The sequence below is a fragment of the Romboutsia sp. 1001713B170207_170306_H8 genome, assembly GCF_015550495.1.
Lineage (GTDB): Bacteria > Bacillota > Clostridia > Peptostreptococcales > Peptostreptococcaceae > Romboutsia_E.
Genome location: NZ_JADNAX010000002.1, coordinates 64,403 through 88,735, shown reverse-complemented (window position 1 = coordinate 88,735; position 24,333 = coordinate 64,403). Strand labels below are relative to the sequence as shown.

The window sequence follows — 24,333 nt, the reverse complement described above, 5'->3', positions numbered from 1 at the left end:
AATTAGGGGAGGAAAGCCAATGGAACTAGCATTACAAACAGGATTAGCTTTAATAGCAATATTTCCAGTTTTATTATTAATAGGAATACCAATATCAGTTACAATAGGTATATCTTCAGTTGTATCTATACTAACAGCGTTACCTTGGGAAAATGCTGTATTTACAGCATCTCAACGTATATTTACAGGAATTAACTCATTTTCATTATTAGCAATACCATTTTTCGTATTAGCAGGGATAATAATGAATAATGGTGGTATAGCAATAAGATTAGTTAATTTTGCAACACTGCTATCAGGAAAATTACCAGGATCATTAGCTCATACAAATGTAGTTGGAAATATGTTATTTGGAGCGATAAGCGGTTCGGGAACAGCAGCAGCAGCGGCTATAGGTGGAACTATGGCTCCTCTTCAAGATGAAGCAGGATATGATACAGATTTCAGTGCTGCAGTTAATATAGCTTCTGCACCAACAGGTTTATTAATTCCTCCAAGTAACTCTTTAATAATATACTCACTAGTTAGCGGTGGTACATCAGTTGCCGCATTATTTATGGCAGGATATATACCGGGTATATTATGGGGATTAGGTGTAATGGTTGTTGCATTCTTTATAGCTAAGAAAAAGGGATATAAGACAAATGGTGAAAAAATAACTTTTGCACAAGGTTTAAAAATATTTTTAGATGCATTACCAAGTTTATCATTAATAGTAATAATAATAGGTGGTATAATAGGCGGAATATTCACAGCTACAGAAGGAGCTGCTATAGCAGTTGTTTATTCTTTAATGTTAGCGATGTTATTTTATAAATCTATAAAAATAAAAGATTTACCAAGAATATTATTAGAATCTATAAATATGACAGCTATGATAGTATTTTTAATAGGTGTATCTTCTATAATGTCATGGGTGTTAGCATTTACGAATGTTCCTACTTACATAACTAATTTAATATTAGGTGTATCAAACAACCCAATAGTAATATTATTAATAATGAATATATTACTATTAATAGTTGGTACTTTCATGGATTTAACTCCAGCTATATTAATATTTACTCCAATATTCTTACCTATAGCTCAAAATTTAGGTATGGATACAATACAGTTCGGTATAATGTTAGTATTTAACTTATGTATAGGTACAATAACACCACCTGTAGGGAATACTTTATTTGTTGGGTGTAGAGTAGCAAAAACTAAGATAGAAGGCGTAATAAAGAATATATTACCATTCTATGTTTCTATATTTGTTGTATTAATGTTAGTTACATTTATACCTCAAATAAGTTTATTCCTTCCAAAATTAATGGGAATGATAGAATAATATTTATTAAGATTTATAGAGAAACGGTAAACTCAAAAGAAGTAGAGTTTACCGTTTCTCTATAAAAAATAAATTTAGTTAGATAAAATAAAAACGCATAAAGTAGGGAAGATTATGAAAGAGAAAAAATTAGTTATTGGGGAGTTAGCGCTGATTATAGGATTAGTTTTTAATAGTTTTGCTAATACACTTATGGTTAAAAGTGGATTTGGAATATCATCCATATCATCAGTTCCATATACATTAAGCCTTGTATTTGATAAGATTACATATGGGAGTTGGAATTATATATTTCAGTGTACATTAATACTTATATTAGTTTTAATAACAAAAAAATTTAAAATAGGTTATATTGTTTCATTTTTTCTTGCAATAATATTTGGAAATATGATAGATTTTTGTAATATATTCATTATGCAGAGACTACCAAACGGATTACTTTATAATATAATTTATTTTATAGTGAGCTTTTCTATGCTTTCAGTAGGCATGTCTTTATTATTAAAGTGTAAAACGCCTGTTTTACCTATAGATACATTCACGAGAGACTTACCTGAAAATTTAAATATACCTTATAAAAAGGCCAAAACAGCATTTGACTTATCATGTCTTGCAGTAACTATAGTATTATCAATAGTATTTTTACAAAGATTTGAAGGTATAGGTATTGGTACTATTGTATGTGCTTTAATAACTGGGAAAGTGGTTTCTAATGTGAATAGTTATGTAGATAAAAATTACTATTTTCAACCAATATTTATCAATCGAAAAGATAGAGAGGTAAATAATGAGGTTGTAAGTCAAGATATAAATTAATATAGAGATTAAAGAGTATATATTATTATAAAAATTTATTAAATTAATGCTGTATTTTATTTAATAAGTTATTTATTTTTATATGTACTCTTTTTTTATATAATGTAATTATTAGATATATAATAAATAAAAAGAATAAGGTGATAATATGAAACTTATAGTAGATGGAGATGGGTGTCCTGTAATTGATATATGTATAAGAGTAACAAAAAGCTTTGGAAAGGATATTCTTATAATATGTGACACATCTCATAATTTATCAAGATATGACGTAGAGACAATAGTAGTATCAAAAGGAAATGATGCAGCTGATTTTATAATTATAAATAAAGTGGATAAGGGGGACATCGTAGTCACACAAGATTATGGTCTTGCAGCAATGGTACTATCTAAGGGGGCAAGTGCTATAAATCAAAATGGACTAATATATAGCAATAATAATATAGACCAACTACTTTTTACTAGGCATATATCGAAAAAAGTAAGAAAAAGTGGGGGAAGAACAAAAGGTCCTAAAAAAAGAACGAAAGCAGATAATGAAAAATTTGAGATAGAATTAATTAATTTATTAAAAAGTAAAGGATATAAAATTAAGTATAAGTAATAATAATAAAGAATTTATTTAAAAGGAGAAAAAGGGAATGTTGGGTACACAAAGAGATATTGATAGCATTATATTTGATTTAGATGGCACATTGTGGGATGCAACTAAAGAAATTGCAAACTCATGGAGCGAGGTACTAATTAAAAATAGAAATATAATAAAAGAAATAACAGAAGATGAATTAAAAGGATATATGGGACTTAGATTAGAAGATATTGCTGAAAAAATGTTACCTGATGTAGATAAAGAAGAACGTGAAAAACTTATAAAAGAATGTGGTAAATATGAAAATGTATACTTAAAAAAATATGGAGCTAAGTTGTATGATAAGATAGAAGAAACCTTAGATAGGTTATATAAAAAATATAAACTATTTATAGTTAGCAATTGTCAGGATGGATACATAGAAACTTTTTTAGAGTATAACAGTTTTTGCAAGTACTTTAAGGATTTTGAATGCCCAGGAAGAACTAATTTACCTAAGTCAGAAAATATAAAGCTTATAGTAAATAGAAATAATTTGAAAAATCCTATTTATGTTGGAGATACTCATATGGATGGTGAAGCAGCAAGAAAAGCAGGAGTTAGATTTATATTTGCTAGATATGGATTTGGTAGTACAAAAGAGTATAATCATGTAATCGATAGTTTTTCAGAACTATTATATTTATAAAAATGCTGATATAGATTATTTTCTATATCAGCATTTTTATTTAATCAAATTATATTTTGTCCATGAAATAGTATGCTTTTGGATAAAATATAATTAAATTGACAATTGGAGGTATTAAATATGAAAGCTTTATTTGAAAATGAAAAATTAAAGATTCATTATTTTAAAGAATGCAATAATGAAAAAAGTAAAACATATTTGTTTAGTATAGAGATAAAAGATTTTGATACACCTATATTAAATTTAGAGTATGATGAAAGTGAAGATATAGTAATAAGAACCTGGATTGATGAAAGAGATGAGAATATACCCAAAAGCCATGTTATATATAAGTTATTTTGTTTAATAGAGTTTGAAGTATGTGAAATAATAAAGTTTATGATAAAACACATTTAAATATTATTAAAGCTAAAAGGTTAGTTCGATTAAGAATATTTAAATTAACTTTTTAGCTTTTTATATGAGTATGTACATATAAAAAGTGTATACTATTTAATTTTAGTTTTAAATAAAAATTTAACGAAATGGGAAAATTGTCTATAAAATAATAAAAATGAAGAAATATGTTGCACTAATAAAATTAATATGTTACTCTAATTAATGTAAGAAAATAAGATAATAAGATTTTAGGAGGAGTACAGTGAAAAATATATGTGTCATAGGAAGTCTAAATATGGACTTAGTAGTAAAGGTAAATGATAGACCTAAGGGTGGTCAAACAGTGATTGGTGGAGATTTCAAAGAAGTTCCAGGTGGAAAAGGCGCTAATCAAGCTGTTGCTATGGCTAGACTTGGTGGAAAAGTAAATATGATAGGTAAAGTTGGAAGAGATGGATTTGGAGATACTTTACTAAATGCCTTAAAAAATGACAATGTAAACACTGAGTATATAAATAAAGAAGATATAGCAACTGGAGTAGCTATGATAACTGTAGATAAAAATGCTGAAAATTCTATAGTAGTAGCACCTGGAGCGAATTTTAAAGTAGATACAGATTATATTGATAAAAGCATAAATGGAATAAAGGATAGTGATATAGTTGTATTACAACTTGAAACTCCAATAGATACTATAAATTATGCGTTAAAAAAATCTAAGGAACTTGGAAAATATACAATATTAAATCCTGCACCAGCTGTTAAATTAGATGATGAAATAATAGCAAATGTAGATTTATTAACTCCAAATGAAACTGAATTAGAAATATTAAGTGGTGTAGAAATAAAAACTGAAGATGATATCAAAAAAGCTTCACAGATAATGATAGATAAAGGTGTAAAAGAACTTATAGTAACTTTGGGTTCTAAAGGAAGTTTATATATAAATAAAGAGTCATCTATGTTTAAGAAAGCATATAAAGTAAATGCTATAGATACTACTGCTGCAGGAGATAGTTATACTGGGGCATTAGCAGTTGCATTTGCTAATGGAAAAAATATAGAAGAAGCAATGGACTTTGCATCAAAGGTAGGAGCATTGAGTGTTCAAAAAGAAGGTGCACAAAGTTCATTACCAACATTATTAGACGTACAAAATTTTAGGGGGTAGAAGGATGAGAAAAACTAAACTTATAAATAGTGAAGTTTCATATACTATATCAAAAATGGGTCATACAGATAGTTTAACTATAGGTGATTGTGGATTACCTATACCAGACGGTGTAAAAAGAATAGACCTAGCTCTTAAGTATGGAGTACCATCATTCATAGAAACATTAGATACGGTTTTAGAAGAATTATGTGTAGAAGAAATTATAATAGCTGAAGAGATAGTTCAAAAAAATAGTTATATATATAATGAAATATTAAAAAGGTTTGAAAATATAAAAATTATAATGGTTAGCCATGAAGAATTTAAAAAAATTACTAAAGAAAGTAAGGCAGTAGTAAGAACTGGAGAATGTACTCCATATGCCAATATAATATTAAAATCAGGAGTTGTATTTTAAATGAAAAACCCTATTTTACAAATGAAAGACATAGTTAAGCAGTTCCCAGGTGTAAAAGCATTAGATGGAGTAAATTTAGAGCTTTATGAAGGTAAGGTAATGGCTCTTATGGGGGAAAATGGAGCAGGAAAATCGACACTTATGAAAATATTAAGTGGTGTATATAAAAAAGATGGTGGTCAAATTTTTTATAAAGGTGAAGAAACTGATATAAAAGGCCCAAAAGATGCAGGAGAAAAGGGAATAGCTATAATACATCAAGAACTTAATTTATTACCAGATTTAAGTATAGGAGAAAACATATTCTTAGGTCGTGAACCTCAAAAAGGTTTTGGAGTTGATTTTAAAAAACTTTATAGTGATGCTGATGAACTACTTAGTAAGTTAAATATGACTATTAGTTCAAGAGAGTTAGTAGGAAATCTAAGTATAGCAGAACAACAGATGGTAGAAATAGCTAAAGCATTATCATTAGATGCCAAGATTATAATAATGGATGAACCAACAGATGCTCTTACAGATAAAGAGACTAAAAGTTTATTTAATGTAATAAATGAATTAAAAAAAGAAGGCAAAGCATTAGTATATATATCACACAGATTAAAAGAAATATTTGAAATTTGTGATTATATAACTGTCTTAAGAGATGGGAAGTTTGTTGGAACAGAGGACTTAGATAATTTAGACGAAGATAAAATGATAGAAATGATGGTAGGTAGAAAGCTTACAGATCAATTTCCAAGATTAGAGACTAAAAAAGGGGATACAGTACTTAAGGTTGAAAATCTTTGCAATGAATATATAGAAAATATATCATTTGAGGTTAAGGCTGGGGAGATTTTAGGAATATCAGGTCTTATGGGGGCAGGAAGAACGGAATTAGCAAAAACTATATATGGTCACTTAAAAAAAACTAATGGAAAAATATATATGAAAAATAAAGAAATAAATAATAAGTCTGCAAAAGATGGATTAAGAAATAGAATAGCATATGTATCTGAAGATAGAAAAGGTGATGGATTAATATTAGATTTATCAGTAAGAGAAAATATGGCTATATCATCTTTAAATAGAATGTCAACATTATTTAGAATTGATAAGAAAAAAGAACTTGAAAGAGTTAATGATTATATAGGAAGAATGAGAATAAAAACTCCAAGTGAGAATCAATTAATAAAAAACTTAAGTGGAGGAAATCAGCAAAAAATAGCAATAGCTAAGGCGCTTATGACTCATCCTGATGTTCTTATACTTGATGAACCTACTCGTGGAGTAGATGTAGGAGCTAAGAAAGAGATATATGATCTTATAAATGAATTTAAGAGTCAAGGGAAAGCAGTGATAATGATATCTTCTGAGATGCCAGAAATATTAGGACTAAGCGATAGAATACTTGTTCTAAGCCAAGGTAGAATAACAGGAGAATTTGATATACAATCTGCAACTCAAGAATCAATATTAAAATGTGCAGTTGAAGCTAAGGAGGCATAAAGTGGATATATCATCAAGAGCAGAAAGCAAAAATATAAATGTAAAAGAATTATTAGTTAAATATAAAAGTTTATTAGGATTAGTGTTACTAATAGCTATAGTATCAGTACTTAATCCTTCATTTTTAAGTCCAAAGAATATAATGAATATTCTTAGACAAACATCGGTAAATGCTGTAATAGCAGCAGGTATGACATTTGTTATATTAACAGGAGGAATAGATCTATCAGTAGGATCTATACTAGGTATAAGTGGAGCAGTGTGTGCTAGTCTTTTAGTTTCCGGACAAAATGCAATTATATCAGTAATTTCAGCACTATTAGTAGGTTCAATAGTAGGATTTTTAAATGGATTTATAATATCAAAAGGAAAATTGCAGCCATTTATAGCAACACTTGCTACTATGACAGTTCTAAAAGGTCTAACATTAGTTTATACAAATGGAAATCCTATAACATTAGGAAGTAATGAACTAGCTATGTCATTTGGAAAAATAGGTGGAGGTACAATTCTAGGAATACCTACTCCAGCTATGATAATGATAGTAGTATTTATGGTATGCTATTATATACTTCATAATACAAAAATGGGTAGATACACATATGCATTAGGTTCGAATGAAGAAGCTACTAAATTATCAGGTCTTAATACTGATAAGATAAAAATATGGGTATATACAATAAGTGGTATACTAGCATCTGTAGCAGGTGTAATAATAACTTCTAGATTATATTCAGCTCAACCAACAGCTGGATCAGGATATGAACTTGATGCTATAGCAGCAGTAGTTTTAGGCGGTACTAGTCTAAATGGTGGTAAAGGTAAAATAACAGGAACAATAATAGGTGCGCTAATAATAGGGGTGTTAAGTAATGCTCTAAATATATTAGACGTATCATCATATTATCAAACAATGGTAAAAGGTGCAGTTATATTATTAGCAGTACTTTTAGATAGAAAAAGCAATTAAGAAAGGAAATCTAAAATGAAAAAGATTCTTTCTATAATATTAACAGTTATAATGAGTGCCATGACTTTAGTTGGATGTCAAAAAACTGAAGTAAGTGGAGTGAAAAAGATAGGATTTATAGTATCGACTTTAAATAATCCATTCTTTGTAGACTTAAAAAATGGTATAGAGAAAAGAGCAATGGATCTGGGGTATGAAGTTGTTGTTTTAGACTCTCAAAATGATCCAGCTAAAGAAGTATCAAATATGGAAGATTTAACAGTAAAAAACGTAGATATTGTTCTTTTAAATCCAGTTGACTCAGATTCAGCAGTAGCATCAGTTATGATAGCTAACAACTATGATTTACCAGTAGTTACCGTGGATAGAGCAGCTAATGGTGGAGAGGTAGTAACTCATATTGCATCGGATAACGCAGTAGGAGGGGCTATGGCAGCGCAGTACTTGATAGATCAATTAGGTGGAGAAGGTAATATAGTTGAACTTGAAGGAACTGCTGGTTCATCGGCCGCTAGAGATAGAGGGCAAGGATTTGATGATAAAATATCAGAAAGTAATATGAAGATAATAGCTAAACAAATAGCTGATTTTGATAGAACTCAAGGCCTTACAGTAATGGAAAATATACTTCAATCTAAGACAGATATAGATGCTGTATTTGCTCAAAATGATGAAATGGCATTAGGGGCACAAAAGGCATTAGAAGATATGGGAATGAAAGATGTTCTTATAGTTGGATTTGATGCAACAGATGATGCAGTAGAGTCTGTTAATAAAGGCAGTATGGCAGCTACAGTAGCTCAACAGCCATTATTGATAGGTGAAACAGCTGTAAATGCTATAGATAAGGTATTAAAAGGTGAGAGAGTAGACGATTTTATACCTGTAGAGTTAAAGTTAATAACTAAAAATTAAGTTAAAAGTAAACATAGATAAATTAACTGGGTAAATATCTAATTAATTTGTCTATGTTTTTTATTTATTAAATTAATAATTAATTTAATAAAGTATAGGTTATAATGGTATATATAATATATATTAAAGAAAGAGGTAAACAGAATGGCTTTAAATATAGTGGCAGTATGTGATGATGAAGAAAGTGTAAAAGCACTTACAGAAGCAGGTGAAAAACTAGGATGTTTAATACACTGTGAACTTCAAAAGGGCAATAAAATAAAAAATAAACTTTCAGATGAAAATATAAGAAATTCAAATGCAATTTTATTTTCGATAGATAAAAGTGTAGAAGAGATAGAGGAAATAGAAAGGTTTATAGATTATGAATATTATGAAGTAGAACCAAGATTCTTAATAGAAAACCCAGTAAATGTTATAAATGAAATATCTATTGATTTGAACTAAGTTATTACTTTAATAAGAAATACTATGTTAAATAAAATAGAGGTAGATATCAAACTTGATATTTACCTCTATTTTATTGATTATTCTTTTTATAGTTCTCTTCTAGGGATCTTAAATTTTATAGTTTCTTCAATTTCTTCAAGAGTTTTTAGATTCTTAGGATCTATAAACATACAAGTATAACCACCCTTGCCAGCTCTACCAGTTCTACCTATACGATGAACATAATCAGCTGCACTTTCAGGTATATCATAATTATATATATTATCAACACCACTAATGTCAAGTCCTCTAGAAGCAACGTCTGTAGCTATTAAATATTGTATATCTGCATTTCTAAAAGACTTCATAATTCTTTCACGCTTTGACTGTTGTATATCACTATGTAGCTTAGCACAGTTGTATCCATTTCTAGCCATAGCTTCCTCTAATGCATCCACTCTTCTTTTAGTTCTACAGAAAATTATTGCCATAAATGGATTATCTTCATTTAAAACTTTAAACAAAGATTCCTGCTTCCATCTATCTGTAGTTTCTACAACTTCTTGCTTTATACTATCAAGAGTTATCTCGGTTTTCTTAACAGAAATCTCTATAGGATTAATCATATATCTATAAGCTAATTTCTTAACTTGAGAATTCATTGTAGCAGAGAAGCATAAAGTTTGACGATTTTTAGATGTCTTAGCAAGTATAGCTTCGACTTCATTTTTGAATCCCATTAAGAGCATTTGGTCAGCTTCATCCAATACAAATGTTTTAATATTACTTAAGTCAATAGTACCCCTATCTAAATGATCTAAAAGTCTTCCTGGTGTAGCTATAATTAAATGGATATTCTTCTTTAATTTATTTATTTGAGATCCAATATCTTTTCCGCCGTAAGCAGCAAGTATATTTATATTTTTTGCTTCATTTAATTTATTTGCTTCTTCACTTATCTGTATAGCAAGTTCTCTTGTAGGCGATAATATTAGAACTTGAGTTGTATTTAAATTAGTAGATATATTTTCAAATATAGGTAGTAGAAAAGCTAATGTTTTTCCTGTTCCAGTTTGAGCTTGAGCAATTACATCGTTACCATTTTTTATATATGGTATACTTTCTTCCTGTATAGGAGTAGGAGTATTTATACCATTTTTATTTAAAATATTTATTATATCATCCTTAATTCCTAAATCTTTAAATTTCATCTTAATTACCTCTCATGTCAATTTATTTTAACTAATTTATAATATCATATTAGATTAATTAATACTATTTATATTATAACTATAAATAGTATTATAATATCATTATATTAACGATAAATTTTAGAATAGTATAAGTAAACAAATAAAAAATTAATATAAACTTAAATTTAATACTACTAAACTAAAAAGGTAGCTAATGTAAACATTGTAAAATTTACATTATGGTTAAAGTATTGAAATTACTAATATATAGAATGTGACATAAAATAAATGAAAAAACTTAATAAAAACACTTGAAAAAAATGGAACATTTTAATATAATTTTAAGTTTAGGAAAGTGATGTATACAAAGGCTATTTTATTCTATATAATTATATTAAATTAATAAGAAAGGATATGGGAATAATGGCCAGGCGGCAAGAATTAGAAAGAATATTACTAATAATCTTAGGCTCAGCAATACTTGCATTTGGAGTTTATAATTTTTATTATTTAAATAATATAACAGAAGGTGGAGTGTTAGGTATTTTACTACTGTTAAAGAATTTATATAATATTCAACCAGATGTAGCAAATATAATAATAGATCTATCACTTTTATTAATAGGATATAAATATTTTGGGAAGAAGTTCTTAATGTATTCTATATTTGCATCAATTAGTTTTTCTATTTTGTATGATATATTTGAGTCTATAGGACCTATATTACCTCATACAAATATGCTTGTATCAACAATATTTGCAGGATTGAGTGTAGGTATAGGAGCAGGTTTAATAGTCACGACCGGATGTGCAGCTGGAGGTGATGATGCTTTAGCATTAGTTATTTCTAAGAATACATCTTTAAATATAGGTAGAGTATATATGTTAGGTGATTGTGCTATTTTGTTATTATCACTATCATATATGCCAATAGATAAAATACTTTACTCCTTAATTGCAGTTGCAATAAGTGGTAATATAATAGATTGTATATATAGTTATGTAAAAAATAGTAAATCAAATATAATGATAAAAAGCGAACTTTAAATAAGGTTCGCTTTTTATTATTAAGTAATATTAGAAAAATATTTGATAAATACCTAATAGCGCGATTAGTAAACCACTTACTAAGTCAGAGTATTCACCAACAAATCTAGATGCATATTTACGTCCTATAAAAAATCCTAGATAAATACTTACTAATGTGAAAATAAAAGTAAATAAGGTATTAAGTAAAATACTAATACCAGCAATGCTTGCAGCTATACCAACGCTTAGGTTATTTAAAGATAGTGCTATTGATAATGAAATACACTCTCTTAAATCAATATCACCAGAGTTGTCGGTATCAGCTTTAACTGGATTATCTAAAATTTCTGAATAACTTACTTTCTTACTTCTTAATAAATTTTTGATCTGATTTTTTTTATATTTTTTTATAAAGTCAAATATTACTTTTAATCCTAAAATTAGTAGAAGCAATCCTCCGATTATAGTTACAATCTTAGGCGAGATAAAATTAGTTATAACTTTTCCTAAAAACATTGATATAAATGTTCCTAAAGATGTTATAAAACTTATTAACAAGGATGCTATAATACTTACCTTTACTTTCTTTATTCCATAAGAAACACACACAGCTAGTGTATCTAAATTAGCAGATATAGAAAGTAAAAGAGCTGTCATATAGTTCATAGAAAAGTCCTCCTTGAGATACAAAAGTCTGTCTAATTCATAATATATATATTTTAAAAATTTGTGATTTAAGTTCAAATAAATATATTTATAAAATATTGTATATATATGAGAAAAAATATTTTAATTTGATAATAAAAATTATAAATACATGAAATATAAAATAAAAAAGTATTAAATATTTGTAGATAATTACAAGGATTTTGATGTTAAATAAAGAAACTATTCAATATATTGATAAAAATATAATTGTAAGGAGGTTAAAATATGGGGATATTCAAATTAAAGACTGAAGAGGATTGGAAGATAAATTATATAAAAGAATTTAATGAAATGAGAAAAAATTATGAGAAAAAATTGCAAAAAAAACAATTAGAAATAGATAATTTAAAATTAGAGATTGAAGAGTTAAAGTCAAATAGAGGGGGATTAAAACCAAAAGAAAAGCAAATTAGGGATTTAGATATAAGTAATATAAAAAAACTAAGAGAGGATGGATTGAGTTATAGAGAAATAGCTAAACAAACTAGTTGGAGCAAAGCTACTATATGTAGAGTGTTAAACGGATTTTATGATTAATAAATAAAAGCGCCTTATATTGAATATTTAAGGTGCTTTTATTTATTTTTCATAAATTTAAATGCTAAAGTAAGCTGTATAAATATAACTAAAAGAATTATAAAAAATAACGAACATGGAGGTATTGGGTATGATAATCCAATAGATTCATTATTATAATAACTTGACATATAAAAATTAAAAAATCCTAAACTTAAAATTGATATTACAGTGAAGATACACAGTAAAGATTTAAAAATGAATTTATTTTTCATTAATTCTCCTTTCATTTACTTAGTGATAATAATATAAATAATTTCTATAAATCTTCTTTTAATAATAAAATTTTACAAAATATTAATACTCAGTTATACTGTGAATATAAATAAAAAAAGAAGAATATATGTAGGTGATTTAAATTGAAATCTAGAGCAAATTATAAAGAGTATATATTGGATTCCATTTTTATTATATTTGTAGTCCAATTAGCTAGAATAAGCATAAAGTTTATTCTACTTAGTCAGCTTAATTTATCTCTAATTAACTTAATTATTACAAGTATAATATCATTTTTAATTGTTGGTACATTTTTTGTTCTAATATTTAAAGATAATGAAAAATTCAATCCATCAAGAATAAAGATTATTAATATGCTCAATAATCAAAGTAAACAAATTCGTATAATTATAGGAACTATATTTTTAATTTGTTTATTTTTGTCTATATACTTTAATGATGAATATGACATTTATAATATAGGGATATTAATTTTATCTATAATTATTATTCCTATTTTTGAAGAATTATTGTTTAGAGAATACATATGGAATTATTTAAGTAATTACACAAAAAATACATTAATAGTTTTTATCTGTATTACCGTAATTTATGCATTATATCAAGTAGGATATATAGATATAATAAAACAGTATATGCAAGTAACACACAGCCCTGGTTATGTAGTAGATTCAATAATGATAAGTACTACAAAAGGTTTAATTATGGGGAGTTTACTAGGTATTGCAAAGATAAAATTAAAGGATACATCTATATGTATGCTACTACATGGGATATTTAGTATATTTTTTTAATTAATTTATAAAATAAAATTCAGAAAATAAAAAATCTTAAATATTTACAAAAATACAATTAGTATTTATAATAAATATATTGAACTAACATTGAGGAGAAATATAACATGTTTATAGATGACAATGTAAATAAAGATAAAGTATATTTAAATTTAAATCAAAATGTTACTAGTCATTACGAAATAGAAGATTTTCGTGATTATAAGAGTGTAGATCAGTATTTAAAAGAATTAATAGAATATTATGATGAAATAAAGGTTGAAGAAAAAGAAAATAACTACACTTTAGAATCTTTATTAGATGAATTAGCGGCATTTGAAGATGAAATGAGTAATAATAACTTTGAATTACTAATGAGTGAAATGAATGAAATATAAAAAAATGGTTATTAATTTTAACTTTAAAATTAATAACCATTTTTTATTTTTATGTAATTTTAAAATTAATGATTTAAGTCAACTTTATTATTTAAAAATAAATTGATTACAGATCCTCCAACTAAAGACGGGAATATTGATGAAGCTAAACATATTTTTAAATTTAAGATGTTTACATTTCCTTGAAAATTTAGGGTATATAATATTGCAAATAAAATATATACACTTAAATAGTGTGATATTTTAAATTTTATTTTCATATATCATCTCAACTCCTTTTATATTAGATACGATTAAATAAGTATATTTAATATAATTATAAATTAAAATTATGTATTAGGCAAATGTTTTCAATATTAAAAATAAATTATATAAATATATCAATTTTATAACAAAAAAATATTAATACATATAAATAAACTGTGAATATTGACAATGTAAAAATATAAACTACAATTATATCAATATTAAAAACTGAGGAGATGAAAATATGAAGATGATTAGAAGAATATTTGTAGAACAACTTTATAGCTTTTTTTATTTATTATTCTGGGGCTTTTATTTTAGCGCTAGCTATTTTTTCTGCAAAACTAAATTTTTTCTAATGGGTTCATATATTCTATAAATATCAATTAAATTATAATTTTTTAATTAATTTAGAATATTCAAAAAGAGCTCATTTGAGCTCTTTTTTTATAAAAAATAATAAAAGGAGTTGAGTAAATGGACTTGTTAGATGATTATAGATTAGAAATAAATAGAATTGACAGAGAAATTACTAAACTTTTTGAACAAAGAATGAATATATCTAAAAAGATTGCTAATTACAAAATAAATAATAATTTAGAAATATATCAAAAAGATAGAGAAGAAAAAGTTATAGATAAAAATATATATTATTTAGAGAAAAAAGAGTATGCTCCATTGTTAAGAAGTTTCTATATAAATTTAATGTACTTAAGTAGATTAATACAAAATGAAGAATTGAATAAAATTAGTTTAAGGGAAATATTGAAAGACAATAAAAAATATTTTGATGTAAGAGTTGGGTATCAAGGTGTTGAAGGTTCTTTTAGTGAGGAAGCGATGTATAAACATTTTGATAGAATAAAGTACTCAAAAAGCTATGATAAATTTGAAGATGTATTTTTAGGGTTAAAAAATAACGAGGTTGACTATATTGTAGTACCTATTGAAAACTCATCAACTGGTGGTATATCCAAAGTTTATGATTTATTAAATCAGTATAAATGTTATATAGTAGGAGAGGAATCTATAAAGATAAGTCAACATCTTTTAGGTATTAATGGAGCTAAATTAAGTGATATACAAGAAGTATATTCACATCAACAAGGCTTTGAACAAAGTAATAAAAGTTTACAAAAGTATAAAAATTTAAAACTAATACCATATCTAAATACAGCTATATCTGCTAAGTTAGTTTCAGATTTAAATGATAAAACAAAAGGTGCAATAGCATCAGAGAGAGCAGCTAAAATATATAACTTAGATATCATAGAAAGAAATATAAATGATATTGAAGATAACTATACAAAGTTTGCGATTATAGGAAACAATTTAGAAGTTAACCATGAATGTAATAAATCAAGTGTAGTTTTTTCAATAGAGCATGAAGCAGGAAGTTTATATAATTTGTTAAGATACTTTGATGAGTATAAAATAAATTTAACTAAGATAGAATCTAGGCCAAATAAGCATATACCTTGGAGATATTTATTTTATGTTGATTTTGAAGGAAATATAGATGATAAAATGATCAAAGATGGTATAAAAATTATAGAAAGTGAAAGTAAATATTTTAAGTTTTTAGGAAGTTATAAAAAATGTGATATAAAAAATTAAATTTAAAAGGAGGTAGTTTTATGATTATAGTAATGAGTCAAGGATGTACAAAAGAAGAAGTAAGAGAAATTATTAATCATGTAGAGTCTAAGGGTGTTAAAACTAATGTTTCAGAGGGAGACTCAAAGTGTATTATAGGTCTTATTGGAGATACTACAGTAATTGATCCAGGTGAAATTTTATCATATAGATATGTAGATAGAATACTTAAGGTTCAGGAACCATTTAAAAAAGCAAATAGACTATTTAAACCAGAAGACACTATTGTAGATGTATTAGGTAGTAAGGTAGGTGGTACAAACTTAGGTATAATGGCCGGACCTTGTTCAGTAGAGTCAGGAGAACAAATAATTGAAATTGCTAAAAGTGTAAAATTATCTGGGGCTAATTTTTTAAGAGGTGGAGCATTTAAGCCGAGAACATCACCATATAGTTTTCAAGGAATGGAGTTAGAAGGGTTAGAACTTTTAAAGTTAGCTAAAAAGGAAACTGGACTTCCTATAGTTACAGAATTAATGTCTACTAATTATATAGATAAATTTGTAGAAGATGTAGATGTAATACAGATTGGTGCTAGAAATATGCAAAATTTTGATCTATTAAAGCAAGTTGGTAGAACTAAAAAGCCAGTTCTATTAAAAAGAGGATTGTCAGCAACCATAGAAGAATGGCTTATGAGTGCAGAATATATCATGGCAGGCGGTAATGAAAATGTAATTTTATGTGAAAGAGGAATTAGAACATTTGAAACATATACAAGAAATACATTAGATTTAAGTGCAGTGCCAGTAGTAAAAAGATTATCTCATTTACCAGTTATAGTTGATCCAAGTCATGCATCAGGAGATTGGAGACTTGTTGAACCAATGGCTAAAGCAGCAATACTTGCAGGATGTGACGGTCTTATGATAGAAGTTCATAATAATCCACAACAAGCTTTATGTGATGGAAAACAGTCTATTAAACCTTCTAAATTTGATTCTTTAATGAAATCAGTTAAAGTCCTTGCACAGTTAGAAGGAAAAACTATATGAATATAGTTATAGTTGGCTTAGGTGTTATTGGAGGTTCTTTTGCAATGGCACTTAAAGAAGCTGGATATAATGATGTATATGGTATAGATATAAATGAGCAAACAATTATAAAAGCAAAAGAGATGAATATTATTAAAGATGGCAGTACAAAAGGCTCTAATTTAATAAGACATGCGGATTTAGTAATAATATCTATTTATCCAACATTAATTAAATCATTTATTGAAGAAAATAAATATAACTTTAAAAAGGGATCTATAATAACTGATACAACTGGTATAAAAGGAATGTTTATAGATGAAGTACTGAAGATGCTTCCTAAAGGTGTTGATTTTGTATTTGGCCATCCTATGGCTGGAAGAGAAAAAAAGGGGCTTGATTTTGCAAGTAGTAGCGTGTTTAAAGGTGCAAATTATATATTAATAAATGCAGATCATAACAATGAAGAAAATATAGAGATTGTAGAAAGTTTAATTTATTCTATAGGATTTAAAAATGTAAAAAAAGTAAGTGCAAGTTTCCACGATGAGATAATTTCATTCACATCTCAATTACCACATGCAATAGCCGTTGCACTAATAAATAGTGATGAAGAAGGAAGAGATACAGGGAGTTTTATAGGTGATAGCTATAGAGATTTAACTAGAATTGCTAATATTAATGAAGAGTTATGGTGTGAACTTTTTATGGGGAATAAAGATAACTTCCTTAACTCTATGAATAAATTTTTAGAAGAAATAAATAAAATAAAAATATGTGTAGAAAAAAATGATAATCAAAAATTAGTAGAATATTTTAAAAAGTCATCTATTCGAAGACAACAATTATAGCTTTAATTTATTTATAAAAAAAGGGGAAAACGTTAGATTATAGAATTATAACTATACTATAATTTTCATGGAGGTATATTATGAAAGATAAGGTATTAGAAGTTATTGAAAGAGTAAGACCGCTTCTTCAAAGAGATGGAGGAGATGTAGAACTAGTAGATGTAAATGAAGAAGGAGTAGTATTAGTTAGGTTAAAGGGTGCTTGTCAGGGATGTCCGGGTGCTACTATGACTATAAAAGCAGTTATAGAAAATTTACTAGTTAAAGAAGTACCTGAGGTAAGACAAGTGATTGGAATATAATATGATAATTAAAAAATGAGTATATCAAAAAATTTGATATACTCATTTTTATATTGACATATATATAAGTATAGTTACTTAAATATATAAGTATGAAAATAAGTACTACAGGAGGAAATTATGAATTGGATAGAGTATGGAAAGGATATAAATTTATTTAGTGATTTTATTAAAGATATAAAAATTATGAATAAAAGTGAAAAATATAGAGCAGTTAAGTTATTAATTAATTATTTTTCAAAAGAAAATATTTTGGATATAAGAAACCTACCAGATACTTATAAATCTAGAAGAGATATGTTACACGCACTCTTAGATGTATATCCACCTAAAGAAATTGATCCTGTATATCTAGAACTATTAGAGAGACTTTTAATAAGTGAATCAAAAGAAAAGTTAGTAACAAATATAGATGATATTGATGAAGTGGATAAAAATATAGGTATATTTAAAGGGGACATAACAACTATAAAATCTGATGCGATTGTAAATACAGCAAATAGCAAGCTTTTAGGATGTATGAAACCTCTACATGCATGCGTAGATAACTCAATACATTCATGTGCAGGTCCAAGATTAAGACTGGATTGTAATAAAATAATAGAGAAACAAGGTCATTTAGAATATATAGGATCTGCAAAAATTACTAGAGGCTATTGTTTACCATCTAAATTTGTAATACATACAGTTGGTCCAATTATACTCGATGAAACTCCAACAAAAGAGCAAGAAAAACAATTATCATCATGCTATATATCATGTCTTAATATAGTAAAAGAGATTGATATGATTAAGAATATAGTATTTTGTTGTATTTCAACTGGTGTATTTGGATACCCTAAGGAAGATGCTACTCTATTAGCAGTTAGAACGGTTAAGAAATGGTTAAAAGAAAATCCAGAAAAAGATTTGAAAGTGGTATTTAATGTATTTAAAGATAGTGATGAAGAAATATATAGACAAGCTTTATTAAATGATAATAAATTTGTGTATGAAAAGTAAATTATATAAAAGAGATCTATTTGAATATTTTCATATAGGTCTCTTTTATATAATTTATTATATTTTTATATTAAACTTTAACTAATTATACCTCTTCTAATAAATGCTTGTAGTAAATCTTTAAAAAGGCTAATATAATATATGACTAGGGTATATTAAAGGTTAAAAAATATATTAAGAAGGATGGATGAGATTGAAATTAATATGGTTAGCAGTGGCTATTATATTTGGGGTTGGAGAATTATTGACAACAAGCTTAACTTTGATTTGGTTCAGTATAGGAGCACTAGTAGTATTAGCTCTTAGTAAGATTGTAACTAACATAGTCGTGCAATTACTTATTTTTGCAGTAATATCTATATCTCTTTTGGTTTTAGCAACAAAGAAAATAGTTAAAAATGATAAAAATCACAAGTATGAAACAAATTTACAGGGAATTTTATCTAAAAAAGGAGTTGTAAAAGAAGAGATACTTCCATACAAAACAGGAATAGTTAGTATTGATGGAGAAGATTGGAGTGCTATTGGAATCAATAATGAAAAAATAGAACCTGGTTCAACTGTAGATATTGTAAAAATAGAGGGTGTAAAGTTAATTGTAAAACTTTCAGTTAATGAATAAATTCTAAGAGAAAAGGGAGAGTATATATGTTTAAAGTAATATTAATAATAGTTTTAATATTAGTAGTAGTTTTGATGAGTTTAAGGTATGTCAGAGTAATTAAGCAATCTAAAGTAGGTATAATTATGAGATTAGGTAAGTTTTTAAAAGTAGCTGATACAGGAGTTCACTTTTTAGTACCGTTTTTAGATAATATGGCATATATAATAGATTTAAGGGAAATTGTTATAGATTTTCCACCACAACCTGTTATAACAAAAGATAATGTAACTATGCAAATTGATACGGTAGTTTATTATCAAATAACAGATCCTGTGAGATATGTTTTTGAAATAGCAAATCCAATATCAGCAATTGAAAATTTAACAGCAACAACTTTAAGAAATATAATTGGTGAATTAGATTTAGATGAAACACTTACGTCTAGGGATTTAATTAATACAAAAATGAGATCAATATTAGATGAGGCAACTGATAAATGGGGAATTAAAGTAAATCGTGTTGAACTTAAAAATATAATGCCACCAGAAGATATCCAAGTGGCTATGGAAAAGCAAATGAGAGCAGAAAGAGAAAGAAGAGAATCAATATTACAGGCAGAAGGTAATAAAGCATCATCAATTCTACAGGCAGAAGGTGAGAAGCAATCAGCCATACTTAGAGCAGAGGCAAAGAAAGAAGCTATGATAAGAGAAGCAGAAGGTGAAAAAGAATCAGCTATATTAAAAGCACAGGGTGAAGCTGAATCAATAAGACAAATAGCCATAGCGAAGGCACAAGGAGAGGCTGAAATTATAATGAAAGTTCAAAAGGCTACAGCACAAGGGTTATTAGATGTATTTAAAGCAATGAAAGAATCTGATATAGATGACAATATGTTAGCATTAAAATCTATGGAAGCATTAGAAAAAGTAGCTAAAGGAGAAGCGACAAAAATTGTATTACCTTCAGATGCAGTTAATATTTTAGGAACTTTTAAAGGTATAAAAGAAGTTCTAAATAATGACAATGAAAAATAAGGATATATGCATGTAAATATATAAGCAAATAGAAAAAAGATTATATAAAAAATAATTAAAATAAGTAAAAAAAAAGGAAATTTATATCTTTAGGAGAATTAAAACATAATGCAGATGGCCCATTAAACAAAAAATTAGAGCATATCAATTAGTCATAGCAAAAAATTTATAAAATAACAGTAATATAAAAAGTTTTGAAAAAATTATTAAATAATTACAAATCAGTACAATTTTTTGTAAGATATAACATTTAAGAGGGGGGCGTTTTCAATTTCAGTTAAGTATGAAGCAATTATAAAAGAAGACAATATATTAAGTTTTAAGAGTGGGAATTCAGTCGACAGCTATAAATTTATGGGAAGTCATTTGGCAACTCATAAAGGTAAAAAGGGTGTATCTTTTATGGTATGGGCACCAAATGCAAAGAAAGTTTATGTAAGTGGTGAATTTAATAAATGGGAATTAGACACACATCAAATGATAAATCTGTATGATAGTGGAATCTGGAGTATATTTATTGAGGGATTAAAAGAAGGGGATAAATACAAATATAATGTAGTTGGATGTGATGGAATTAGTAGATTAAAGTCAGATCCATATGCAACATTTTCAGAACTAAGACCTAATACAGCATCCATTGTATATGATTTAGAAGACTATGAATGGTCAGATGAAAAATGGCAGCAAGATAAATCTAAAAAAATATGTGATCAAGAGCCTATGAATATATACGAAGTTAATTTAGGTTCATGGAAGAGAAAATGGGATGGCGATTTTTTTACATATGAAGAGCTTTATGAGATGATTGATTATGCAAAAGATATGGGATATACACACATAGAAATTATGCCAATAACAGAATTCCCATTAGATATGTCTTGGGGATATCAAACAGTTGGATACTACAGTCCTACAAGTAGACATGGAGAGCCAAATGGATTTAGAAAATTCGTTGAAAGATGTCATGAGAATCAACTAGGTATAATTTTAGATTTTGCATATAGCCATTTTTGTAGAGATGAGCATGGATTATATAAATTTGATGGATCTCCTCAATTTGAATATTCAGATCCAACAAAAGCAGATAATAATGGATGGGGAACAGCCCATTTTGATTTAGGTAAAGCTGAAGTAAATAGTTTCTTATTATCAAACGTATTGTATTGGTTTAAGGAATTTCATATAGATGGAATAAGAGTAGATGCAGTATCTAGTATGTTATATCTAGATTATGATGGGGGCGATTGGAAACCTAATAAGTATGGTGGAAGAGAAAACTTAGAAGCTATAGATTTTTTAAGAAAATTAAATGAAACTGCATATAAATATATTACAAATCCAATTATAATCGCCGAAGAATCTACAGCATGGCCTATGGTTACAGGACCAACATATAAAGGAGCATTAGGATTTACATATAAGTGGAATATGGGATGGATGAATGATACTCTAAAATACATGGAGATGGACCCTATATATAGAAAATATCACCATGATTTAATAACATTTTCATTCATGTATGCTTTTTCAGAGAATTTTATTTTACCATTATCTCATGATGAAGTTGTTCATGGGAAAAAATCTTTATTAGATAAGATGCCAGGAGATTCATGGCAAAAATTTGCTAATCTTAGGTTATTATATGCATATTATATGATTCATCCAGGAAAGAAACTGTTGTTCATGGGATCAGAGTTTGGTCAAGGATTAGAGTGGAGATATGCATATGGATTGGAATGGGAGTTATTAGAAAGAGAACCTCATAGCAAAATGAAGGACTATGTTAGAGATTTAAATCATATGTATAAAAATGATAAAGCTTTATATGAAATAGATAATGTTTATGATGGATTTGATTTTATAGATCCTCATAATAGTGATCAAAGTGTAATAACATTAATGAGAAAAGGAAAAGATGAGAAAGATTTTACAATAGCAGTAATTAACTTCACACCAGTAGTTTATTATGACTATAAGGTAGGAGTACCATTTAGTGGTGTGTATAAAGAAGTATTTAACTCAGATGACGATAAGTATTGGGGATCTAATCAGACTATGAGTGGAGTAGAAATATTCTCAAATAATGAAAAATGGCATAATAAAAATTATTGTATAAATATAAAAGTACCTCCATTAGGAGCGACTTTTATAAAGTTAAAGAAGTCTAGTAACAATGAAGAAGAGATTATCTTAGAAGAAAAAGAAACTAAACATATTAATTTAAAGGAAACAGTAGCAGAAATTAAAGCTGCTTTAGAATCAAGACCTAAAAAAAGTGAAATTGAAAAGAGAGAAAGTATAGAGATTCATAAAAAAGAAGTAAAAATAGATATGATGAAATTAAATAAAATAAAAAAATAAAAATTTTAAAATATATAAATATAAAGTTATCTAAGGGGGAGTCAAATTTAATGAATAAAGAAATGATAGCAATGATATTAGCTGGTGGGCAAGGTTCTAGACTTGGTGTGTTTACAAAGAGTATAGCAAAGCCTGCAGTATCATTTGGGGGAAAATATAGGATAATAGATTTTGTATTAAGCAACTGTTCAAATTCAGGTATAGATACAGTTGGAGTTTTAACACAATACAGACCATTAATACTAAATTCTCATATAGGTATGGGGAGTCATTGGGATTTAGATAGAATTAATGGTGGAGTATACATATTACAACCATATATGAATGAAAAAGAAGGCAACTGGTATGAAGGTACTGCTAATGCAATTTATCAAAATATGAACTTTATAGATGCATATAATCCAGAATATGTTCTTATATTATCAGGAGATCATATATATAAAATGGATTATAGTAAAATGTTAAGTTATCATAAGGAAAAAAATGCAAAGGCTACAATAGCTGTAATAGAGGTACCTTGGGACGAAGCATCTAGATTTGGTATAATGAATACAAAAGAAGATGGCCAAATATATGAATTTGAAGAAAAACCTCAAGAGCCAAAAAGTAATTTAGCTTCAATGGGAGTATATATATTTAACTGGAGTATATTAAGAGATTATTTTATAAAATCTGAAGAAAATAACCTTTGCTTTGATGATTTTGGAAAAAATATAATACCAATGATGTTAGAAGATCAAGAGCAAATGTATGCTTATCCATTTAAAGGATATTGGAGGGATGTTGGAACAATACAAAGTTTATGGGATGCAAATATGGATCTTATAAAATATCCTGATGCAATAGATTTAAATGACTCAAGATGGAGAATATATACAAATACGATGGCAAGCCCTCCACAATATATAGGAAAAGATGCTGATATACGTGAGGCTTTAATAGCAGATGGATGCTCAATATTAGGTGATGTAGAAAACTCAGTTCTTTCTCATGGTGTTCATATAGATGAAAATAGTACAGTAAAAGATTCTGTAATCATGCCTAATGTAAAAATAGGTAAAAACGTAATAATAGAAAAAGCTATGATTGGTGAAGGTGCAGTAATAGAAGATAATTCAATTATAAAAAATGATGAAGATGAAATTAATGTAGTTTCAGAATATGAAACTGTGAAGCCAAAGGAAGTATTACAAGGGGGAATATAAT

27 protein-coding genes are annotated in these 24,333 nt (G+C 27.1%); 24 read left to right on the top strand and 3 right to left on the bottom strand.

Features of this window, described 5'->3' with window-relative positions; translation table 11 throughout:
* Positions 1–19 precede the first annotated feature (19 nt).
* The 11 genes from I2A66_RS05095 (at position 20) to I2A66_RS05045 (ending at position 9,198) form a co-directional block, all read left to right on the top strand.
* The gene (locus tag I2A66_RS05095) at positions 20–1,333 is read left to right on the top strand and encodes a TRAP transporter large permease (RefSeq protein ID WP_122640065.1); all 1,314 of its coding nucleotides are present in this window, start codon (positions 20–22) and stop codon (positions 1,331–1,333) included.
* A 114-nt stretch (positions 1,334–1,447) separates the two neighbouring features.
* Positions 1,448–2,149 carry a DUF6198 family protein gene (locus tag I2A66_RS05090; RefSeq protein WP_122640064.1) on the top strand — a complete coding sequence of 234 codons (702 nt, stop codon included), beginning with the start codon at positions 1,448–1,450 and terminating at the stop codon, positions 2,147–2,149.
* A gap of 148 nt (positions 2,150–2,297) precedes the next feature.
* Positions 2,298–2,753, top strand: a complete 456-nt coding sequence (locus tag I2A66_RS05085; protein WP_147516297.1) for a YaiI/YqxD family protein — start codon at positions 2,298–2,300, stop codon at positions 2,751–2,753.
* 37 nt (positions 2,754–2,790) lie between these two features.
* Positions 2,791–3,426 (top strand): HAD family hydrolase, encoded by a 636-nt coding sequence (locus tag I2A66_RS05080; protein ID WP_195251138.1) that lies wholly within the window; start codon positions 2,791–2,793, stop codon positions 3,424–3,426.
* 120 nt (positions 3,427–3,546) lie between these two features.
* Positions 3,547–3,822 carry a hypothetical protein gene (locus I2A66_RS05075; protein ID WP_122640061.1) on the top strand — a complete coding sequence of 92 codons (276 nt, stop codon included), beginning with the start codon at positions 3,547–3,549 and terminating at the stop codon, positions 3,820–3,822.
* A 244-nt stretch (positions 3,823–4,066) separates the two neighbouring features.
* Positions 4,067–4,975, top strand: a complete 909-nt coding sequence (gene rbsK / locus I2A66_RS05070) for a ribokinase (RefSeq protein ID WP_147516298.1) — start codon at positions 4,067–4,069, stop codon at positions 4,973–4,975.
* A gap of 4 nt (positions 4,976–4,979) precedes the next feature.
* On the top strand, positions 4,980–5,375 hold the full coding sequence (gene rbsD / locus I2A66_RS05065; RefSeq protein WP_122640059.1) for a D-ribose pyranase: 396 nt from the start codon (positions 4,980–4,982) through the stop codon (positions 5,373–5,375).
* Entirely contained in the window at positions 5,376–6,866 is a 1,491-nt protein-coding gene (rbsA, locus tag I2A66_RS05060; protein WP_122640058.1) for a ribose ABC transporter ATP-binding protein RbsA, read from the top strand.
* A 1-nt stretch (position 6,867) separates the two neighbouring features.
* Positions 6,868–7,836 carry a ribose ABC transporter permease gene (gene rbsC / locus I2A66_RS05055; RefSeq protein ID WP_330566215.1) on the top strand — a complete coding sequence of 323 codons (969 nt, stop codon included), beginning with the start codon at positions 6,868–6,870 and terminating at the stop codon, positions 7,834–7,836.
* 15 nt (positions 7,837–7,851) lie between these two features.
* On the top strand, positions 7,852–8,751 hold the full coding sequence (gene rbsB / locus I2A66_RS05050) for a ribose ABC transporter substrate-binding protein RbsB (RefSeq protein WP_122640057.1): 900 nt from the start codon (positions 7,852–7,854) through the stop codon (positions 8,749–8,751).
* Positions 8,752–8,895: 144 nt separating this feature from the next.
* On the top strand, positions 8,896–9,198 hold the full coding sequence (locus I2A66_RS05045; protein ID WP_147516299.1) for a PTS sugar transporter subunit IIBC: 303 nt from the start codon (positions 8,896–8,898) through the stop codon (positions 9,196–9,198).
* Between the two features lie 89 nt (positions 9,199–9,287).
* Here I2A66_RS05045 and I2A66_RS05040 read toward each other — a convergent pair whose 3' ends face one another.
* Positions 9,288–10,391 carry a DEAD/DEAH box helicase gene (locus I2A66_RS05040; protein ID WP_122640055.1) on the bottom strand — a complete coding sequence of 368 codons (1,104 nt, stop codon included), beginning with the start codon at positions 10,389–10,391 and terminating at the stop codon, positions 9,288–9,290.
* A 405-nt stretch (positions 10,392–10,796) separates the two neighbouring features.
* Between I2A66_RS05040 and I2A66_RS05035 the strand changes: the two genes are divergently transcribed.
* Positions 10,797–11,420: a YitT family protein gene (locus I2A66_RS05035; RefSeq protein ID WP_122640054.1), complete on the top strand. Its 624-nt coding sequence runs from the start codon at positions 10,797–10,799 to the stop codon at positions 11,418–11,420.
* Between the two features lie 30 nt (positions 11,421–11,450).
* Here I2A66_RS05035 and ytaF read toward each other — a convergent pair whose 3' ends face one another.
* A complete protein-coding gene (gene ytaF, locus I2A66_RS05030; RefSeq protein WP_147516300.1) occupies positions 11,451–12,068 on the bottom strand; it encodes a sporulation membrane protein YtaF in 618 nt (205 codons plus the stop codon).
* A 267-nt stretch (positions 12,069–12,335) separates the two neighbouring features.
* On the opposite strand from ytaF, the gene I2A66_RS05025 reads away from it, so the two are divergent.
* The 3 genes from I2A66_RS05025 to I2A66_RS05015 all read left to right on the top strand — a co-directional run bounded on the left by I2A66_RS05025 (position 12,336) and on the right by I2A66_RS05015 (position 14,094).
* Positions 12,336–12,647, top strand: coding sequence for a helix-turn-helix transcriptional regulator (locus I2A66_RS05025; RefSeq protein WP_122640052.1), 312 nt, complete (start codon positions 12,336–12,338; stop codon positions 12,645–12,647).
* Positions 12,648–13,045: 398 nt separating this feature from the next.
* A complete protein-coding gene (locus I2A66_RS05020) occupies positions 13,046–13,717 on the top strand; it encodes a CPBP family glutamic-type intramembrane protease (RefSeq protein WP_147516301.1) in 672 nt (223 codons plus the stop codon).
* A gap of 107 nt (positions 13,718–13,824) precedes the next feature.
* Positions 13,825–14,094, top strand: coding sequence for a hypothetical protein (locus I2A66_RS05015; RefSeq protein WP_147516302.1), 270 nt, complete (start codon positions 13,825–13,827; stop codon positions 14,092–14,094).
* 65 nt (positions 14,095–14,159) lie between these two features.
* Here I2A66_RS05015 and I2A66_RS05010 read toward each other — a convergent pair whose 3' ends face one another.
* On the bottom strand, positions 14,160–14,354 hold the full coding sequence (locus I2A66_RS05010) for a hypothetical protein (RefSeq protein ID WP_147516303.1): 195 nt from the start codon (positions 14,352–14,354) through the stop codon (positions 14,160–14,162).
* Between the two features lie 463 nt (positions 14,355–14,817).
* On the opposite strand from I2A66_RS05010, the gene I2A66_RS05005 reads away from it, so the two are divergent.
* From I2A66_RS05005 to I2A66_RS04965, 9 genes are all read left to right on the top strand, one after another.
* Positions 14,818–15,957, top strand: a complete 1,140-nt coding sequence (locus tag I2A66_RS05005) for a chorismate mutase (RefSeq protein WP_195251136.1) — start codon at positions 14,818–14,820, stop codon at positions 15,955–15,957.
* Between the two features lie 20 nt (positions 15,958–15,977).
* The gene (aroF, locus tag I2A66_RS05000) at positions 15,978–16,991 is read left to right on the top strand and encodes a 3-deoxy-7-phosphoheptulonate synthase (RefSeq protein ID WP_122641034.1); all 1,014 of its coding nucleotides are present in this window, start codon (positions 15,978–15,980) and stop codon (positions 16,989–16,991) included.
* A complete protein-coding gene (locus tag I2A66_RS04995; RefSeq protein WP_122641033.1) occupies positions 16,988–17,821 on the top strand; it encodes a prephenate dehydrogenase in 834 nt (277 codons plus the stop codon). Before aroF ends, I2A66_RS04995 begins: the two co-directional genes overlap by 4 nt.
* 80 nt (positions 17,822–17,901) lie before the next feature.
* The gene (locus I2A66_RS04990; protein ID WP_122641032.1) at positions 17,902–18,123 is read left to right on the top strand and encodes a NifU family protein; all 222 of its coding nucleotides are present in this window, start codon (positions 17,902–17,904) and stop codon (positions 18,121–18,123) included.
* Between the two features lie 120 nt (positions 18,124–18,243).
* Positions 18,244–19,125, top strand: a complete 882-nt coding sequence (locus I2A66_RS04985) for a protein-ADP-ribose hydrolase (protein WP_147516305.1) — start codon at positions 18,244–18,246, stop codon at positions 19,123–19,125.
* 187 nt (positions 19,126–19,312) lie between these two features.
* A complete protein-coding gene (locus I2A66_RS04980) occupies positions 19,313–19,747 on the top strand; it encodes an NfeD family protein (RefSeq protein ID WP_243238661.1) in 435 nt (144 codons plus the stop codon).
* A 26-nt stretch (positions 19,748–19,773) separates the two neighbouring features.
* Positions 19,774–20,766: an SPFH domain-containing protein gene (locus tag I2A66_RS04975; protein WP_122641030.1), complete on the top strand. Its 993-nt coding sequence runs from the start codon at positions 19,774–19,776 to the stop codon at positions 20,764–20,766.
* 243 nt (positions 20,767–21,009) lie between these two features.
* On the top strand, positions 21,010–23,127 hold the full coding sequence (glgB, locus tag I2A66_RS04970) for a 1,4-alpha-glucan branching protein GlgB (RefSeq protein WP_330615454.1): 2,118 nt from the start codon (positions 21,010–21,012) through the stop codon (positions 23,125–23,127).
* Positions 23,128–23,177: 50 nt separating this feature from the next.
* Complete coding sequence (locus I2A66_RS04965) at positions 23,178–24,332, top strand: glucose-1-phosphate adenylyltransferase (protein WP_147516307.1); 1,155 nt, start codon at positions 23,178–23,180, stop codon at positions 24,330–24,332.
* Position 24,333: the final 1 nt, after the last annotated feature.